The 18992-nt window shown below is 54.7% G+C and carries 16 protein-coding genes; 9 read left to right on the forward strand and 7 right to left on the reverse strand.

The genetic code is table 11. The annotated features are described in order from the left end of the window. The first annotated feature begins 54 nt into the window (after positions 1 to 54). Together B1748_RS22270 and B1748_RS22275 are read left to right on the forward strand one after the other, a co-directional pair. Positions 55 to 552, forward strand: coding sequence for an SRPBCC family protein (locus B1748_RS22270; protein WP_087570154.1), 498 nt, complete (start codon positions 55 to 57; stop codon positions 550 to 552). Continuing rightward, positions 539 to 871: an ArsR/SmtB family transcription factor gene (locus tag B1748_RS22275; protein ID WP_087570155.1), complete on the forward strand. Its 333-nt coding sequence runs from the start codon at positions 539 to 541 to the stop codon at positions 869 to 871. Before B1748_RS22270 ends, B1748_RS22275 begins: the two co-directional genes overlap by 14 nt. 314 nt (positions 872 to 1185) lie before the next feature. Here B1748_RS22275 and cysC read toward each other — a convergent pair whose 3' ends face one another. The 6 genes from cysC to B1748_RS22305 form a co-directional block, all read right to left on the reverse strand. Next, complete coding sequence (gene cysC, locus B1748_RS22280) at positions 1186 to 1830, reverse strand: adenylyl-sulfate kinase (protein ID WP_256975867.1); 645 nt, start codon at positions 1828 to 1830, stop codon at positions 1186 to 1188. A gap of 2 nt (positions 1831 to 1832) precedes the next feature. After that, on the reverse strand, positions 1833 to 2750 hold the full coding sequence (locus tag B1748_RS22285) for an STM4011 family radical SAM protein (RefSeq protein WP_179215741.1): 918 nt from the start codon (positions 2748 to 2750) through the stop codon (positions 1833 to 1835). After that, positions 2747 to 4147 (reverse strand): STM4012 family radical SAM protein, encoded by a 1401-nt coding sequence (locus B1748_RS22290; protein ID WP_087570156.1) that lies wholly within the window; start codon positions 4145 to 4147, stop codon positions 2747 to 2749. Before B1748_RS22290 ends, B1748_RS22285 begins: the two co-directional genes overlap by 4 nt. A 67-nt stretch (positions 4148 to 4214) precedes the next feature. Beyond that, positions 4215 to 5000, reverse strand: coding sequence for an STM4013/SEN3800 family hydrolase (locus tag B1748_RS22295; RefSeq protein WP_087570238.1), 786 nt, complete (start codon positions 4998 to 5000; stop codon positions 4215 to 4217). Beyond that, positions 5000 to 6322 (reverse strand): STM4014 family protein, encoded by a 1323-nt coding sequence (locus B1748_RS22300; protein ID WP_179215742.1) that lies wholly within the window; start codon positions 6320 to 6322, stop codon positions 5000 to 5002. The genes B1748_RS22295 and B1748_RS22300 overlap by 1 nt, the downstream gene beginning before the upstream one ends. Further along, complete coding sequence (locus tag B1748_RS22305) at positions 6258 to 7103, reverse strand: STM4015 family protein (protein ID WP_087570158.1); 846 nt, start codon at positions 7101 to 7103, stop codon at positions 6258 to 6260. Before B1748_RS22305 ends, B1748_RS22300 begins: the two co-directional genes overlap by 65 nt. A gap of 226 nt (positions 7104 to 7329) precedes the next feature. Here B1748_RS22305 and B1748_RS22310 point away from each other — a divergent pair, with 226 nt between their 5' ends. Then, a complete protein-coding gene (locus B1748_RS22310; protein ID WP_087570159.1) occupies positions 7330 to 9123 on the forward strand; it encodes a methyl-accepting chemotaxis protein in 1794 nt (597 codons plus the stop codon). 910 nt (positions 9124 to 10033) lie between these two features. Here the strand turns inward: B1748_RS22310 and katG are convergent. Then, positions 10034 to 12217, reverse strand: coding sequence for a catalase/peroxidase HPI (katG, locus tag B1748_RS22315; protein WP_087570160.1), 2184 nt, complete (start codon positions 12215 to 12217; stop codon positions 10034 to 10036). A gap of 266 nt (positions 12218 to 12483) precedes the next feature. Here katG and B1748_RS22320 point away from each other — a divergent pair, with 266 nt between their 5' ends. From B1748_RS22320 to B1748_RS22345, 6 genes are all read left to right on the forward strand, one after another. Then, positions 12484 to 14247 (forward strand): methyl-accepting chemotaxis protein, encoded by a 1764-nt coding sequence (locus B1748_RS22320; RefSeq protein WP_087570161.1) that lies wholly within the window; start codon positions 12484 to 12486, stop codon positions 14245 to 14247. 209 nt (positions 14248 to 14456) lie between these two features. Beyond that, entirely contained in the window at positions 14457 to 14990 is a 534-nt protein-coding gene (locus tag B1748_RS22325; RefSeq protein WP_087570162.1) for a VanZ family protein, read from the forward strand. 40 nt (positions 14991 to 15030) lie between these two features. Continuing rightward, the gene (locus B1748_RS22330; protein WP_087570163.1) at positions 15031 to 15726 is read left to right on the forward strand and encodes a response regulator transcription factor; all 696 of its coding nucleotides are present in this window, start codon (positions 15031 to 15033) and stop codon (positions 15724 to 15726) included. Further along, positions 15719 to 16828 carry a HAMP domain-containing sensor histidine kinase gene (locus B1748_RS22335; protein ID WP_087570164.1) on the forward strand — a complete coding sequence of 370 codons (1110 nt, stop codon included), beginning with the start codon at positions 15719 to 15721 and terminating at the stop codon, positions 16826 to 16828. The genes B1748_RS22330 and B1748_RS22335 overlap by 8 nt, the downstream gene beginning before the upstream one ends. 61 nt (positions 16829 to 16889) lie before the next feature. Beyond that, positions 16890 to 17894 (forward strand): AraC family transcriptional regulator, encoded by a 1005-nt coding sequence (locus B1748_RS22340; RefSeq protein ID WP_256975869.1) that lies wholly within the window; start codon positions 16890 to 16892, stop codon positions 17892 to 17894. 75 nt (positions 17895 to 17969) lie between these two features. Further along, positions 17970 to 18764, forward strand: coding sequence for an SDR family NAD(P)-dependent oxidoreductase (locus tag B1748_RS22345; RefSeq protein WP_087570165.1), 795 nt, complete (start codon positions 17970 to 17972; stop codon positions 18762 to 18764). The last annotated feature ends 228 nt before the right edge of the window (positions 18765 to 18992 follow it).

Consider the following 18992-nt stretch of genomic DNA (forward strand, 5'->3'; position numbering starts at 1 on the left):
CGCAAACGAAATACAAAGCAAAAAATACAAATTACCGGGATGGAGGCATAAGGCATGATAATGGAAGGACGGGTCGCGGATGTACCCGGAGGGAAAGTCATCGTGTTTGAGCGTTATTTGAAGCATTCGACGGAAGACGTTTGGAAGGCGGTAACGGAACCTGCCATGATTAAGCAATGGTTAACGGCCGAAGCAACGATGGAACTCGCCGAAGGCGGGAATGTGAAGCTCCAATGGGAAAATGGCGACATCGTGACGGGGCGGGTGACGACATATCAACCTCCTTTTCTGCTGGCCTATACGTGGGAGGAAAATTCGTCCGGCAATTCAGAGCTGAGCTTCGCGCTGCAAAGCAGCGGGCAGGGCACGTTGTTGACGCTAAAACATGTGTTCTACAAGACGGACGATCTATCGAATTTCTTGTCGGGCTGGCATGTACATCTAGACGTAGTCGATCTCGTGCTGCAAGGCAAAAGCGGGGAGTTCCCTTGGGACAGACAGAAAGAGCTGGGGGAAATCTATAGGGACAGGCTGCTTCATGGGAGCCGCTAAGCTGAGCATTTTCGAGGTCATCGCCGAGCCGAATCGACGGACGATGATCGAACTGCTGCGCGTACGAGAGCGATCGGTCAACGAGTTGGTCGGCCATTTGGCCATCAGTCAACCGGCTGTATCCAAACATCTGGGCATCCTGAAAAATGCCGCTTTGGTGGGGATCAGGCAGGAAGCGCAGAAGCGAATCTATTACTTGCGTCCCGAACCGCTTCGAGAGGTCGATTCCTGGATCGAGAACTATAGGGAATTCTGGTCCGATCGGCTTGACGCGTTGGAAGAGCTGCTGGATAAAACGGGAAATAAAGCTGGAACCTAGCGTCGACGATAACCAAATCGACCTGCCTTATAGTCTGCATCGGCTATAGAGCAGGTCGATTTTTGTATACGGGCACGAGCACGAGCGGCTAACGGACATCAGCATCGCTATAATGCCGGATGAACACACTTTGAAAATCTAACGGACAACAGGAAACTTAATGGGCCAAAATGAAGCGAGAAATCGCCGAAAGCGGGCAAATAGTGGCTGTGTGGTCCGTTAGAATCCCAAAACCCGATAAATCGACCAAATAGCGACGTTTGTGTCCGTTAGCCAGTATGCCTCTCCGCCAAGGGGAATGCGTTCAAGCACGTTCACCGCTCGGGCATACCTCCCGTGCGTAAGGGAAAAAACGTCTCCAGCACCAATCGGACGCAGTCTTCCGCATCGTTTTCGGCTGTACGGAGGACAAGGTCGGGCTGCGCCGGCGCCTCGTACGGATCGGAGATGCCGGTGAACGCTTGAATCTCGCCGCGCCGGGCCTTCCCGTATAGTCCCTTCACATCTCTGGCTTCGCAGACGGCAAGCGGGCAATCCACATAGATCTCCGCAAAACGGGGAAGCTCCGAACGCGCATAGTCTCGCATCTCCGCATAGGGAGTGATCATGGAAACGACGACGTTGACGCCGTGCCGGTTCAACAAACCGGCGATGTAGACCGCACGGCTGATGTTCTGAAACCTGTCCTCGCGGCTGAAGCCCAGCGACTGGCCGAATATGCGCCGAAGCTCGTCGCCGTCCAGCCACTCCGCGCGAAGCCCCCGTTCCCGAAGCTGCCCCGCGACGCCGGACGCGATCGTGCTTTTCCCGGCGCCGGACAAACCGGTGAACCAAAGGGTGGTGCCGATGCTTTCGCTCCCGTCGCTCCACGAGCCGCTATCTTGGTCTGGAAGTTCCTTGTCGGAACGAGCCGCCGGGACGATCTTCCCCGACATCTCGAACGTACTTAGATAGGTCATCCTTATATCCTCCCTCCGGAAACGGACACCTGCGCACCTGCGGGCAGGCCGCCCAGCCTGCCGCCATCACGTCGGGGATTTCGCTCCAGCAGTCCATCCCCATAGATGCCGGCCAGCTCCAGATGCGGCATATGAATATAGCCGATGTAGCAATCGCACACCTTCATCCGGCATGCCCGCTTGGCGGAGAGTCCTTCCAGGCCGTCTCTGTAGAGATTGCCGATCAATCCGCGGTCCTTGTAGCATCGTTTGACGAGACCCGCGCCTTGCACGTAGAACACGCTGCTCCCCGCATGGCATTCCTTGCCCATGCTTTCGTAATCCATCGCGTTAATGCCGAAGTAGGGATCGATCGCCTGCAAGGCGGCAATGTCCTCGTCCCCGTAATAATCGGGCTGATCCTTGTAGGCGTTGACCCAGAGATAGACGTACTCCGGCAGCATGCCGCGGAGCGAGGCGATCGCGGGGATCGCGCTGCGAAGTCCGACGCTGCCTACGCTGAAAGGAACGCCATGCTCTCGGGCCTGCATGCATTGGGACAAAAAACGTTCCTCCGTTACTTGGCCGGGATGATAGGTCGCCCAAAACGCGGCTTTGCCGGGGTTTAGCTCGCGAGCGAAGTCGAGCCGCGCGGACAAATTGGTTTGAATGGCGATTTTGGCCACATGCGGCATATGGGACAGCTCCACCATGGCTTCGCGATACCAGCGGTGGATCAGCGCCTCCCCGTAAGGGTTGAAGAAGATGGACAGCCGATGGCCGGCTTGTCCTTGCTCACGTACCCAATCTACGAAGACGCGCAGCTGCTTGCGATCCTTCGCCAGCGTCTCGGCGTTGTCCTTCGTTTTGCCGAAGGGGCAATACGGACAGTCGTAGTTGCAAGAAGAGAGGCTGCCGCGGTAATAAAGCACGGCGTTCATAATACCACGAACCTTTCCATTCGTTCGCGGATCTCTCCGGAGATGAGCCAGTCGCCGATGGAGTCGGAATAGGAGAAGCCTTCCGGAGTCATACGAAGCAAGCCGTCCTCCAGGGAGGCGAGTCCGGACCTAGGCAGCAGCGACAGCTCCGGCAGGTCGCTCCACAGATCCGTGCCGAAGCGGGAAGCGTAGTCGGCAGGACGCAAGCCTTCGCTATGCAGGATCGCCTTAAGCACGAAACGGCGCCGCTGCTCCTCCTTGCTCAGGACAATGCCGTAATCCGCCGTATCGTACCGTTCGGCGGCTACATAGTCGGCAATGATGCTCTCCGTCGCTTTGCGGCTTACCCCGTAACGGGAAGCGTAGTGGACATCCCGCGTGTAGGATCTTGCCCCGCAGCCGAGTCCGACCATGCCTTCCTCCTGGCAGCTATAGTCCAATAGTTTCTTGTCTCCGCCGACCGTGGAAGCTGCGGAAGCTTTGGCGAATCTCCTCATGGAGGATTGCGCGTAACCTCGTTTCGAGAGCATGTCCCTGGCAGCCGTATAACAAGCCAAACGGATATCGGGCTCCCGTTCGATCCGCTCCGGCTTTACGATCGTATGGTCGCGAGTGTACAAGGGATACAGGAAAATTTCCTCCGGATCGTATTGCAGAGCTTCCTCGAGCGAATACAGCCAGCTTTCGACCGTCTGACCGGGCAGCCCATAGATCAAGTCCAGATTGAGAATGGGAAAATCGTACGAAGTCAGCATCGCAAGCGCTTGATGCACGACCTGCGGCGGCTGAGGCCGGTAGATGGCCGACGCCTCCGCGTCGACAAAGCTCTGGATGCCCATGCTGACACGGTCGACGCCCGCGGCTTTCAGGACATCCAGCTTCTCCGGCGTAATCGTCTCCGGCGACGCTTCTACCGAAATGGAGACGGAGTTTTTATCCACTCCCATCACGTCATAGGCAATGTAGAATAATCGGCTAAGCAGCTCTGCGGACAACAACGTCGGTGTGCCTCCGCCAATGGCGAAGCGGGCATAGGGCTTGCCGGTGATGATGCTTGACCACTGGCGCGCTTGCCGCTCCAGCGCGTCCACGTACCGGATATGGACGTCATCGCGTTTGTCCGGCAGCGTGAACAGGTTGCAGAACCCGCAGCGGGCGCCGCAGAACGGGATGTGCATATATAGGAAATACGATTCCGCCGGCTCCTGCCGCCACAGTTCTTCCAGAGGCAAGGCGGGAGAAAGCTCGCGGTACGCCATCTTGTGCGGATAAGAATAGAGGTAAGAGCGGTAAGGATTGGATTTGATCCGCTCTGCCCACTGATCAACTTCGGAATCGGAGCAAGGACGGCCCAAAGTTTGTCGGTCCGCCGAAGCACGCTGGATCGACCCAGACATATTGCATTCCTCCTTTCGGAACTTGTGAAATATACTTGTAATGGGAAGCGGACTTTTTGAACAACCTTTAAAGAATGAATTCCCGGTAAGGCACGTCCCATACGGTCTCATGCGCAAGCCGGTGCCCATGGTAGCCGTCTTCGCCGAACGCTTCGCCGTGATCGGAGAAGACGAGGCAGAAGACGGGCTTGCCGCGCTCACGGAGCCTTTGGAAAAGCCGGCCTAATTCGCCGTCCACGTAACGAAGGGCGGCGCGCTGGGTGTCGACGGAGTCCCGGCGCGCTCCCTCGACATAATGATGGGACGGTCCATGAATCGCGGACACGTTCATAAACAGAAACAGCCGCTGGTCCAGCGGCGTTCCGTCAAGCAGCCCCAGAGCATGGTTCACTTGATGCTCCGTGGACCTGGGATTGGTTACGCCAAAGTTCATGCGCCAATAGCTGTGCTGGAAGTAAGCGGGCAGCACGCGGGCCAACGGCACTTTTTTGCTAAAAAAAATAACCCCGCCGATGCAAACCGTCTTATACCCTTCGGCCGCAAGTCCAGATACGATATCCGGCGTATCGAACAGCCATGTGCGGGGATCCGTCTTCATGCCGGTGCGGCTGGAGTGGAAGAGACGGATATGCCCCGACTTGTCCGTCGTGGCGGGAGTCGGCAGGAAGCCGCCGAAAAACGCGTGATGCGCGGCATACGTAAAGCTGCCGGGCGTATGGCGTTTCTCCCAGGAGCCGCCGCCGCACAAATTCGGGCAGTTTTTCTCCTCCAGCACGGCCGCATCGTAACGAAGCGTGTCCAGCGTAATCATCAAAATATCGTGCGTGCCGACAATGGCATTCATATCTGTGATCATGTTTCATTCATCCTTTGCGCCAGCTTATCCTGATGTCCGAACAGTCCGCGCATTTCCCATTCGTAGGGATCCAAACCCTCGTGCAGGGCCCCATAAAGGAGGTCGCCGAACGGATTGACGTCGGCCACGTAGCAGCGGTCCGAGCCTTCCGCAACGAGGACATCGATACCCGCGACCGCGCTGCGGGGAAAGACGGCCGCCGCGGCCGCCGCAGTGCTTCCGACACGCCGAATCGCTTCCTCCGCCAAGCCCGCCTCCTCCAGCGACATTCGTTCGCTGCGCAGGTGAAGGTTCGTGATCGGCGTCCGGCTGACGCGAGCGATGGCGTGGCAAGGCTTGCCGCCTACGACGAGCTGCCGGATGTCGAACGCGCGGCCGTCATGACCTCGCTTGGCAATCCACTGCTCAGCGTATGCGCCATGTCGGTAGAGCCAGTTCATAATAGCGGCAATGTCAGCGGATTCCGTATATCGTTTCAACTTGCCAGAGTTGTAAAAGATAGGCGGACGGGCGTTGTAACGTTCCATGCCGATCGTCGTCATGGCGATCTCGGCACCCGTTACGGGGTGGAGCTGGTAAGCGATAACTCCGGAAGCGGCGGAGCCGCTTGCCAGCTTAGTAAAGACGCGGTGCATGCGCGCCTTCAGCATCGCGTTGCGCAACGACTCATAGCCTGTGATGGGCTCGTCACCGACGACCGGTCTCGGTATCGCGATGCCGGCAGCCGCCAGCAGCTCCTGGGTTCGTCGCTTATCCGTCATCGCCGCAATATCCGCGGGATCGTTCTGCCATTCCGCACCATGCAGCTCCGCCCCTTGCCGCCGAAGCCTCGCCAGCAAGCGGCAGTAGCCGCGATACCATTGCGCCGGGTGGTACAACCGGCCGGGCGATTCTTTCAGCCGCAGCGCGGCAACGGCGCTCATGGGCTGCGGGTCCGGGCGTCCGCTGTACGGGTGCAGCGAGTCATCCTCCTCGCAGGCGATCCCGTCGGGAGCGCCGAGCGCGATAATCGCACGCTCTATCTCGAAGCTGCCGCCGGGCGATTCCAGACGCAGCAGCGGAGCGTTCTCGGATCGCTGCGTCTTTAGCCATGGCTCCGCCTGCTCACGCAAGTCGAGCGGCTGCTCTCCCAGCAGTCCCGCCAACGGGATAATCAGCGCCGTAGGCAGTCCAAGCCTCTCCCGCGCGAGCGCGATGCCGCCGGTTCGTTTGTCGCCCGGCATGCCTATGACGATGAGCGGCCTCTCCGCCGATTTACTCTGTAATGGAAGGATAACGCCAATCCTCGTCGTCGTCGGACTGCTGCCTGTCGCTGACATCTGCGGGCAGTCCGCTCTGCTGCCAGCGTTTCACCATCTCTTCGGACATGTAATGATAGTGCAGGTCGATTCCCTTCAAGCCTTTGATCCGCTCGCTGGCGAGCAGCGCTTCCGCGCCTTCATCCGTCAAGGTGCCGAGCGACAGGTCTAGCGATTCGAGCCGGTCCAGAATTGGCGCATTGGCGACAGCCAGCGCGATTTCGTCTTGGATTTCGCTATTTTTGAGACCCAAATAGGTCAATTTAGGGAATTTATCGGGCTCGATCAACGGAAGCACGTCTTCCAAGCCGCCGTCGAAGCCGTAATCGTCGACGCCGAGATAGAGCTCCAACTTGCGCAGGTTCGGGAGCTGGGCGCTTGCGATGGAGGCGAGCACGTCTTTGCCCAGCCCTCCGCTTATAATAATCAGCTCTTCCAGCTTGTCGTGCTTCAGGCTGCTCAACACCAGCTCGTTGCCGCCTTGAATCTTGAGCGATTGCAGTTCAGGGAACGCGCCGAGCAAAGGGGAGAGATCGCTCTGCACGATCCACGAAATCTCGCATTCCTCGAAGCTCATATCGCCGATGAACAGCTTGCGCAAGGCAGGAAAACGATCCTTGTGCTCTACGAGAGCCTTTACAATGTCTTCGGAGCTGTTCTCGTAAGCCTGTCCCCAGTCTCCGATGATCAAACTTTCGAGGGCCGCGCCCTCGGGACTTGCCGCGAGCTTTTCCAGTTCCGTCTCGATTCGTTTGCCGTCCTCGTATTCGTCGTATTCAACTTTAAGCTTGATTTCCGACATGTCATTCCCTCCTGCAATATCAAATGAATAACTGCATGATTAACGCTATCATTTGGCAATCATATGGTCAATTTTAATCGTTAATCGTTTGAAAATTCGTGACATATGTCACACCGCACTGGCAGAAAACTATCTTATAATAATAGGAATATAGTACTATATTGGCGATCATACATAAAAAAGACGGGTTGATCGACATCATTTATCTCTGGGGGAGCTGGAACAAATGGGCAAGACTGGTGGTGCTTACGTTACAAAATTTAATTGGACGATCCGCAAAAAGATGTTGTTATTCTGCATACTGCTGCTGATCATTCCAAGTTCAATCATTGCATTCGATACCTATAGGGATGCGAAGTCCGAAACGGATTTATTAATTCGAAACAATCTGGCGAATAGCGTAAAACTGATGGTGCAGAACGTTGCCGCCTTCAATGATATGGTGGAGAACGGACAATTGTCGCTGGAAGAGGCGCAAGAAGAAGTGAAAAGCATCATGCTCGGGAGCAGAAACGAGGACGGCACCAGGCCTATCAACGAAAATATCGACCTCGGCGAAAACGGGTATTATTACGTCGTCAACTCCAAGGGCGATCTTATCGCGCATCCCAAGCAAGAAGGCGAAAATCTATGGGACAAAAAAACCTCGGACGGCTTCTATTATATACAGGATGTGATTCGGCAAGGTCAAAGCGGCGGCGGATTTACGTATTACGATTGGCCGCTTGGGGGCGACGGTCATGAAGCGCTTAAGATTACATACGCCATAAACATGCCGGAGTGGGACTGGAATATCGTCGCGGGGTCCTACTACCATGATTACAATGAAGGCCAGACTCGAATCTTGTATTCTACGTTGACGACTCTCGTATTATGCATCATCGTCGGCACGATCCTGGTCATCTTATTTTCCAACCATATTGCGGGACCGGTCAAAAAAGTAGCGGCAGAGGCGCGCAAGGTTGCAGGGGGCGATCTAACCTCGGAGCCGCTTGCCATTCGGAACAAGGATGAGATCGGGCAATTGGCGGATGACTTCAACACGATGAAACAATCCATAAGCAAGCTGGTCAGACAAGTGATCCAAAGCTCGGACAACGTCTCTTCGTCGTCGCACGGGCTGCAGACCTCAATCGCGGAGACGACTCAAGCATCCAGGCAAATCGCGGAGTCCACGCAAGGGATTGTCACGGGGATCGAATCGCAAGCCATCAGCACGGAACAAAGCTCGAAGGCCATGGAAGAGATGGCGCTTGGCATCGCGCGAATCGCGGATACTTCAACCTTGGCTTACGAAACGTCGGTTCGGTCCAAGGAAGCGGCGGAGCAAGGATTCCGGCACATCCGTCTCACCGTCGACAAAATGGCGACGGCTGGACGGGCGATAGACGATATCTCCGGCATTATGGCCGTGTTAAGCGAACGATCGAGGGAGATTAGCGGCATTGTGACGACGATGTCCGAGATTGCTTCGCAGACAAGCCTGTTATCGTTAAATGCTTCTATCGAAGCGGCGAGAGCGGGAGAGCAGGGAAGAGGTTTCGCGGTCGTGGCGGCGGAGGTGAAAAAGCTGGCGGAGATGTCAAGCCTCTCGGCGGAGCAAATCAATACGCTCGTAAACGATGTCCAGGCCGACATTTCGGCTGCGTTTAGCTCGACAGAGACGGGAAGCAATCAGTTCCGGCAGGGCATGGTTGAGATCGAAGAGACGGGCGATTCCTTCTCCCGGATCGTGGAGGCGACCCAGGAAGTGGTTGCGCAAATTCAGGAAGCCTCGGCTTCTGCCGAAGAGATGTCCGCCAGCACGGAGCAAATCTACGCATCGTTGCAGGAGCTGGAGCGCGTGGCAGGCCAGTCGGCCGAAAGCTCGGAGATGATCTCCGCCTCGACGGAGGAGCAGATCGCATCGATGGAAAGTATATCGCAATCTTCGCAGGCGCTTCATGTCATGGCAACGGAATTAAAGGATGCCGCTCACCGCTTTAAGGTAGCGAAAGCGGGAGTGACGGGGAACAAATAAACGTACGCGTGGACAAGGGGCTATCTCTAACTGCTGTTATGTCCATTCGGCGACCCCCATGAAGGAAAATGAACTTGGCCTGTGACGCCGTTTGTTCCATGCTGGAACATCTGGTCACAGGCCTTTACTTTATTGGCTGGCCGCATTCAGGGGCTTAAAAGTGGCAGGCCGCTGGATGCTCTTGAAAGTTTTAAAGTCGCTATAAACGTCTATGGGATGGCTTTGCAGACGCCTTGTTTTATAGCAGTGCTGGATTGGCGGAGTGCTGGCACTAGTGTGCGCCTTGGCTATTTTCACTTACGGTACAACAATTGAGCGAAAATACACAATTATGATGAGGAAAGAGCCATTTATTCGTACATTTATACATATATACACAAATATTGGTTCAAAGAGGCCCCGAACGCCTATGGGAAGCGAGAATTTGTGTATTTTCGTACAATTTCCTTTGCAGGGTTCCCATTTGTCTAAGAAATTGGGGAGAAATGCACAAATGTGATGAGAGGCCGATTTTCGGACCATGCCACTTACAGCCCCGGCAACGAGTTTATTATGGGAGATGGTGAAACCTATAAGTAAGAGATTGTCCGATCGGATATTCATACCTAGGCGGTTGAGAACAGTCTGTGTGTTTTATCCCTGACAGAGCCTTTTCATGCTCCATAGTCGTTAAAAACGCCTATGGAATGGTTTTGCAGCCTTTTCATGCTCCATAGTCGTTATAAACGTCTATGGAATGGCGTTTTTTCCGCCCCTTTGGAAACACCTTTCTTCAAGAAGAAGGACCTCAGCCCCCACTTTGAAGTGGAACTGAGGTCCTTTCGCTTGTATATGTGGCTTTCGCTTGTATATGTGAATATTCTCACGTCATACTTACACTTTGGAGTCAGCCGTTTAGCCTTGAGTATTACTAAGCCAGATCGAATCGATCCGCGTTCATCACTTTTACCCAAGCGGCAATAAAGTCCCGCACGAATTTCTCGCGATTGTCGTTTTGAGCGTACAATTCGGCTATGGCGCGCAGAACGGAATTGGAGCCGAATACAAGATCGGCCCGTGTCGCCGTGCGGATTACCTCGCCCGACTGGCGGTCTCTGCCTTCGTACGTGTTGCTTCCGACGGGCTTCCAAGCGACGTTCATGTCCAGCAGGTTTACGAAGAAGTCGTTCGTCAACGTTCCTACGGTATCCGTGAACACGCCATGCCTCGTACCTCCGTAGTTGGTCCCAAGCACGCGCATGCCGCCAACGAGAACGGTCAATTCCGGCGCCGTCAGGCCCAGCAGCTGCGCTTTATCCAACAACAATTCTTCCGCCGTAACGGCATAGTGTTTCTGCTGGTAGTTGCGGAATCCGTCGGATAGGGGCTCCAGCACGGCGAAGCCGTCAACGTCCGTCTCCTCCTGCGAAGCATCGCCCCTCCCGGGAGTAAATGGCACCGAAACGTCAAAACCGGCATCCCGCGCTGCCTTCTCGACGGCTGCGCTGCCTCCCAGTACGATAAGATCGGCCAGACTGACCTCCTTCTCCCAGTCGTCCTTAATCCCTTGCAGAATCGTGAGCACCTTGTCAAGCTGGAGCGGCTGGTTGACCTCCCAATCCTTCTGAGGGGATAACCGGATGCGAGCGCCATTGGCGCCGCCGCGCATATCCGAACCGCGGTAGGTGCTGGCGGAAGCCCAAGCGGTCGTGACCAGTTCGCCTACGGTCAAGCCGGAATCCAGAATCAGGGTTTTTAATTCTGCGGCATCCGCATCCGTTAATACATAATCGACAGTCGGTACGGGATCTTGCCAAATCAGCACTTCGTCCGGTACTTCGGGACCCAGATATCGGGAGCGAGGCCCCATGTCGCGATGCATGAGCTTGAACCATGCGCGAGCGAAGGTGTCCGCGAAATCCTCGGGATTCTCGTAGAAACGGCGCGAGATCGCCTCGTAAGCGGGATCCATGCGGAGCGCCATATCCGCCGTCGTCATCATCGTTTTCACGCGGATGGAGGCGTCCTCGGCATCCGGTGCCAGATGCTCATCGGCGGGATCTACCGGTGCCCATTGGTGGGCGCCTGCCGGGCTTTTTGTCAACTCCCATTCGTAGCCGAACAACAACTCGAAGAAGCCGTTGTCCCATTGCGTCGGATTAGCGGTCCAGGCGCCTTCCACGCCGCTAGTAATGGTGTCGCGGCCTTTGCCGCTGCCATGTGCGCTGATCCATCCCAGGCCTTGATCTTCGAGCGGCGCCGCTTCGGGAGCCGGTCCCACCAGCGCCGCATCGCCGGCGCCATGCGCTTTGCCAAAAGTATGGCCGCCCGCAACCAGCGCGACGGTTTCTTCGTCGTTCATTCCCATCCGCGCAAACGTTTCGCGAATGTCGCGCGCGCTCGCGAGCGGATCGGGATTGCCGTTGGGCCCTTCCGGATTAACGTAGATGAGGCCCATCTGTACCGCGGCGAGCGGATTCTCGAGTTCACGGTCGCCCGTGTAGCGGGAATCGCCGAGCCACTCCTTTTCGGCTCCCCAATAGATGTCTTCTTCCGGATGCCAGACGTCGGGACGTCCGCCGCCGAAGCCGAACGTTTTTCCGCCCATGGATTCAATGGCGACATTGCCGGTCAGCGCGAACAAGTCCGCCCACGAAATTTTGTTGCCATACTTTTGTTTGATTGGCCATAACAGCCTTCGTGCTTTATCAAGGTTGCCGTTGTCGGGCCAACTGTTAAGCGGAGCGAAACGCTGTGTGCCGGAGCCAGCTCCGCCTCGGCCATCGCCTGTACGATACGTACCTGCGGAGTGCCATGCCATGCGGATAAAGAAGGGGCCATAATGTCCGTAGTCGGCGGGCCACCAATCCTGGCTGTCCGTCATCAGATCGCGAAGGTCCTGCTTAAGCGCGTAGAAATCCAGACTTTTAAATTGCTCGGCATAATCAAAGTCCTCGCCTAGCGGGTTGGACTTGCGATCGTGCTGGTGCAGGATGTTCAAATTCAATTGTCCCGGCCACCAATGTCTGTTCGTTGTTCCGCTAGATTGATGACTGGTCGCGCCGCCGTGCATTACCGGACATTTGCCTCCGCTGGTAGTAACTGTTCCGTCCATGCGTTCATCTCCTCATCTCTTCATGAAGTAGCAAATTAATCATTGCTCTACTCTCTTTATAAAACGATTCCTGTCCGATATCAATGAAGAAATCAAACTTTCATTTAATCTTCACCCATTTGTGCTTTCACTGAGGTGAGGAGGACGATAATGATGCTGAATTTCGTAGGACTAGGTATAGCGAACTAGCAGGAAAACAGGGTCTTTAGGTCGAACTTTGTCAAATGCAATCTTAACAAACGTGAAATTGAGGAGAATGCGCGCTCATGGAATCTGCAGACAGAAAAAAAGGGAGATTGGTCGTAAGGTTGGCATCGGCGATTGTGGCCATCATGCTGTTGTTGTTGACGGCCGCCGCCGTAACCCAGATCGGCAATGCCAAACAAGCAAGCGAGTCGGCCATACGGAGCTACGGAATGAAGCTTGCGGAGAGTTATGCCGCCGGAATGAATGCGCCTGCGTATGAACAATTCCTGCAGCAGCCGAAGGAGAACGAACAATATTGGACGCTTCGGGCCGAGCTGGATCGGTACAGATCCCAGATCGGCGCTTTATATGTATATTTCGTCGTTATTGACGAACAGAACAACCCCGTCATATTAATCGACGGTCAGCCCAAGGGCTCCGAGCTCGCTTCGCCAATCGGAGAGGTGACGGATATCCCTCCCGCCGCAATAGCGAACTTGCAGCAGGGCAAGATTGCGGCCTCTCCTATGATCAGCAATCCGGAATACGGAGATTATATCTCAACCTATTCTCCCGTCAGAAACGAAGTGGGAGAGGTGATCGGCGTAATCGGCATCGATACGGCAGCTGCGGATGTTAAGGAAATCGCGGACTCCGTTATCGGGGACAGCGTGCCTGTCTTCATAGCGATTGCAATATTGACGCTAATCGCGATCCTGACCATTCTCTTCCTGCTGTCGCGGGCGCTGCGTCCGCTTAAGGTGATCGTCACGGCTGCAGAGGATATGGCTTCAGGCAGGCTGGCAGAGGCGGAGAAGCTGCTGCAGGGCAGCGACTTCCGTTCCCGAAACGAGATCGGAGCGGCCTATCGCGCGATGGCGGACATGTCCGGCAAGCTGAACGTTATCTTCCGGGACATCGTATCCCAGGCGAATCGGACTTCCCGGCAGCTTGTGGAGACGAGCGGGCAGTTTGCCGACCAGTCCGCCGGACTGCTGGACATGAATCGTACGATCGATGAAGCGATGGGGCAGATGAAGGATGGCGCTCGTGCCCAGCAAGTAAGCACGGTGGAGACATCCCGATCGATGGAGGATATTACATCCGGCGTTGAGCGTGTATCCCGCTCGTCCCTGCTTGTTGCAGATGCATCGCGTTCCGCGCTGGAAAAAGCTTCGGCAGGTTTGGCCACCATCGCCGGCATCAGAGGACAGATGGCCAGAATCGAGGACGTGTCTCGGGGGACCCATGATTCCGTCCATATGCTGGAGAGCCATTCCGATGCCATCGTCAACGCGCTCATATCCATAAGGGATATCGCCGAACAGACGAAGCTGCTGGCCTTAAACGCGTCCATAGAAGCGGCCAGAGCCGGCGAGCACGGAAAGGGATTCGCGGTCGTCGCGGCCGAGGTCCGCAAGCTGGCGGATTCGTCGGGTACGGCCGTGGCGGATATCGCTTCGCTCCTGACCAGCATCCAAGAGGAATCTTCGACGATTGCGGAGCGTATGACAGCCGGGAATGACGAGATCCGGGAAGGGGTGCGGTTGTCTCAGGACGCGGAAGAGACGATGAGGGCGCTTGTGGACCGGTTCCAATTCGTCGCGGAAGAATCGCAGGAGCTCTCGGCAGCTTCCGAGGAGATGTCCGCGAGCACGGAGGAGGCTGCATCCGCAGCCCATACGATCGCCGACATTGCCGCGATGGCTGCCCAGCGTTCCGAAGAGGTGGCGATCTTGGCCGCTTCCCAGCTGGAGGCCGTGCAGGGGATGACCCGTTCGTCGCAAGCGATGAGCGAGATGGCACAGCATTTGCAGCATGCTTTGCTTAAGATCAAGGTGTAGAAAACAACAAACGGCAGTCCGAATGAGCGTATTCGGACTGCCGTTTTATTTCTGTTTAGGAAATATTGCAGTAATGGAGTCAACATGCTGGGCTATGATGCCAATTTAATAAATTTTTTAGAACTAACCGTTCAATTATTTAAATATTCTCCGATATCCTTATCCTTAACGAATATAGCGAATTATCCTGGAAAGGAGTTTTATCTAGCATGAAGTTAAGAATCGTCTTGCTGTACGTGATTTTTGCCTTCTATATCTATGCGCTGTTCAAAATAGTCCTATTCAAGGGCTATAGCATTGATCTCATGTATCTGGGAGAGCAGCTTCGAGCCAGCTTGCAGGATCCCTTTCGAATCGCGGATCGGATGGGGCAGGGGAATCTTGTTCCCTTGCATGAGATTAAGCGCGCGTTAGAATTGGGAACGAACCATGGGTACCTGAACGTTTACGGGAATATCGCCATCTTCGTCCCGTTCGGCATGCTGCTTGGCATGATGAAAAATCGAAGTGGGGGAGCCCTGGCCGCAACGGCGAAAAATGCGTTCGTCCTAAGCTTGTTTCTGGAGCTGCTGCAGGCTACGTTTGCCATCGGCTCTTTCGATGTGGACGATATCCTTTTGAACACTTTCGGAGGCGTTAACGGATACCTGGTTTATAGGCTGTATTTTCGATGTCGAGGATGGCTCAAGGGCCAGGACAAAGCTCAAGAGAAGCCGCGGGCTGCGCGGATTGGGACAATCTGATACAATAAATGGACAACTGCAGCCATAGGAGGGCAAGTAATTGAAAGCCATTACGATATTGATCGCGGACGACGACACGGAGATCGCGGATCTGGTGGAGATGCATCTGTCGAAGGAAGGATACAGCTGCATCAAGGCGGCGGATGGGCAGGCTGCCGTGGAGGCAGTCGTCAAGCATCGGATCGATCTGGCGATTCTGGATATTATGATGCCGAAGTTGGACGGTTATGAGGTGACCAAACATATTCGGGATCGTCATCATATGCCCATCATCTTCCTGAGCGCAAAAAGCTCCGATCTCGATAAAATAACAGGCCTCGTTCAAGGGGCCGACGATTATATGACGAAGCCGTTTAACCCCATGGAGCTTGTCGCACGCGTAAACGCGCATTTGAGAAGGTCGCTTCAGTTCAGCAAGGCCGACGCTGCCGAAAGACCCGTTGTCGGCGCCGGAGGCGTCGTCATCCATCCTGACGAACGAAGGGTTGTCGTGGACGGACGTCCCGTCAACTTAACGCCAAAGGAATTCGACATTCTTCATCTATTGGCCAGCCATCCCAAGAAGGTGTTCAGCTCGGAGCATATTTTCCGGCATGTATGGGGCGAGGTTTATTACGAAGGCAATAATACCGTCATGGTGCATATTCGCACTCTGCGCAAGAAGCTGGGCGAGGATACCAGCAAGAACCAGCTGATCAAAACCATATGGGGAGTCGGGTATTCATTCCATGGGTAACGTATTCCGAAGCTTCAGGTTCAGAATGCTGCTGTTATTCGGACTCAGCATGGGATTCGCGGCCGCGATCACCTTCGCGATCTACAGAGTCTCCCAGCTTTATTACTATACGACCAAGCTAGAAGACCCGTCGACCAAGATCCGGTATTTCATCCGCCAGGTCGGTGACGTCAACTTCTTCCTGATCTTCTTTATCCCATTGGCGGTCTGGTTTTTTTTCTTGCTGACGAAGCGGTACGCTCGTTACTTCCACGACATATCCGGAGGCATTCGTTCTCTTGCGGCGGGGCAGTTCGATGCTAAGGTCCATATTGCTTCGACGGATGAATTCGGCGATATCGCGCGGGATATCAATCTGGCCGGAGAGAAGCTGATGGAAGCGCAGGAGCGGGGGGATGCCGCCGAGAGCAGCAAGGAGCAGCTAGTATTGAATTTGGCGCATGATCTTCGCACGCCGCTCACTTCGGTGATCGGTTATTTGGACTTTATTCTAAAAAACGGGGACTTGCCGCAGGAACAGATTCAACATTATGCGATGATAGCCTATTCGAAGTCTCAGCGTCTGGAGCATCTGATCGACGAATTGTTCGAAGTGACGCGCATGAACTACGGAAAGCTCGATATCGTTCGCAATCCCATGGATCTGAGCGAGCTGCTGCATCAGATGAGCGAAGAGTTTTATCCACAGCTGGAGAACCGCGGATTGACCGCGAGAATGGATGTGGCTCCTTCGCTTGTCATTCAAGGCGATGGAGAACTCCTGGCCCGGGTATTCGAGAATCTGATCAGCAACGCCGTCCATTATGGCGGCGGCGGCCAATTTATCGACATCCATGGCCGACTGGAGGGCGAAGAGGTTGTCGTCGAGATTACGAACTACGGCGACTTTATTGCACCGGAGGATCTGCCCTATATTTTCGACATGTTCTATACGAGCGATAAGGCTCGAACCTATCATGAGGGCAGCACGGGGCTCGGCCTGTTCATCGCGCGCAATATCGTGAAGCAGCATCAGGGGAGGATAACGGCGGACAGCAACGTCATTCGTACAAAATTCCAGGTGCGACTGCCGGTAGGAGCGGAGGATGCGCCGGCAAATTAAAACACTTGCTATGTAAAACAAACAGTATCACACTGCTGCAAAAGGGGGGTTCTCAGGGAACATGACGTTTACCTCTGACCGCGTGAAGGTGCCGCTTGGATTATGGGGAAGCATTCGCCAAATGGGGATACAGCCTGGGGATATTGCCAGGCAAACGGGACTTCCGCTGGACGAAATTACTGGTGCCGAGGTGTCCGCTTCGCATTATTTCGCGATTTGGCGGGCGTTTGCGGAGCTTGTGGGCAGTACCGCCCAGGCAATCATTGGTCTGGCAACAGCTTTCGAGACGGCAAAGTATCCGCCATCCGTCTTAGCTACTTATCACGCCCGCGACTTCCGGGATGCTCTAAATCGAATGACCAAGTACAAGCAGCTATGTCCTCCCGAGAGTCTGACTATCCATGAAGAAGGGGATATATGCAGGATCGAGCTTGGATGGCAGCAAACCTTTAAGAGCGGGCCGCCCGTCTTGGCAGGGATTACGCTGGCATGCCTGATGGAGCTTGGTCGCCGGGGAACAGGCCGTCATTTAACGGCGAAGAGTGTTGAGTTTACAGAAGACATGGGTGACGACGTGGAAGCGTTGGAAGCTTATTTTGGCTGTAGAATACGGACCGGCGCACCGAACAATCGTCTGACTCTTCGGCGGAGCGATCTGGATCTTCCCTTCCTTTCTTACAACGAAGAGTTGTTGGAAATCTTGACTCCCGTGCTGGAGGACGCATTAGACCAGCGTAATGCCGTCCGCACCATCAGCAATGCGGTGAAATATATAATAAAGGGTATGCTTTCAAGTGGAAGACCCGAGATGAGAGCCGTCGCCAAAGAGCTGGGCATGAGCGAACGAACGCTCCAGCGGCGTCTTGTACGAGAGGCTACAAGTTTCAAGGCGCTGTTGTCGCAGTCCAGGCATGAACAGGCTCTGCACTACCTGGCGAATGATATGCTGGATATTAAGGAGGTCGCCTTCCTAGTCGGATACGAGGACCAAAACTCATTCTATCGCGCTTTCCGTGGCTGGGAGGGCGTTACGCCGGCATATTGGCGCGTTTCGCAAGAACATTGACGCATCATGCTAGTTACCCTTCGCCTCGAACAAGGTAACCTATTACATAGACCGAAAAAAAAGGAGACATGTGATATGGAGATGGGGTTGGCGAATAGAACGGCGTTGGTAACGGGATCCACCAAAGGGATCGGGAAAGCGATCGCGTTGGAGCTTGCCAAGGAAGGCGTGCATATATACGTAAACGGTCGGAATGCGGATGAAGCTGAAAGTGTCGTCCGGGAACTGAAGGAACGTTACCCGGATACGAACCCGCGCAATGCCGCGGCCGATCTGGTCGATAGCGGGCAGAGGGCGCGGTTGTTCGAAGCTTTTCCTCATGTGGATATTTTAATCAACAACATGGGGATTTATGAAATGATGAACTACGCCGACGTGCAAGACGAGGTATGGGAGAGATACTTCCGTACAAATGTCTTGGCTGCGAACGGCTTGTCCAAATTTTATTTGCCTAAAATGGTTGCTAACAATTTCGGACGGCTGATCTTTATCGGAAGCGAGGAGGCCGTTATGCCGGCAGGTCATATGCCCCAGTATGCCATGACCAAAACGATGCTTCTGTCCTTGTCCAGAAGCTTGTCGAAACTGACGGCAGGAACAGAGGTAACGGTAAACAGTATTTTGCCTGGACCGACGCTTTCGGAGAACGTGGAAGGCATCGTTAATGGCCTCTATTCGGAGAAGGGCTTAACATTCGCGGCAAAGGAGCGGCAATTTATGGAGTCCAGCCTGCCCCAATCCGAGCTGCGACGATTTATACGTCCACATGAGATCGGCAGACTTGCTGCCTTTCTCTGCAGTCCGTATGCAGCCGCATTCAGGGGTTCGCCGATTCGCATGGACGGCGGCATGGTGCCAACGATTTTTTAGCCTTGCGCTGTACGGAGCCTTCCTGGTCAGGTGCGGTTGTATAGGCGCGCCAAGACATGCTTATGAACAATTAGGGTCAGTCGAAATATTGGGCTGGCTTTTTTTGTTGAATAGGAAAACATGATTAGGTTGTAATGGAGCAAATACGCGCGATGATGATGCGGAGTGATTAGCACAGCAATCTTTTTATTCCTTGAACAGTTGGCATGTTTAGGAATCGGATAATTT

It is taken from the genome of Paenibacillus sp. MY03 (assembly GCF_002165585.1).
GTDB lineage: Bacteria > Bacillota > Bacilli > Paenibacillales > Paenibacillaceae > Pristimantibacillus > Pristimantibacillus agaridevorans.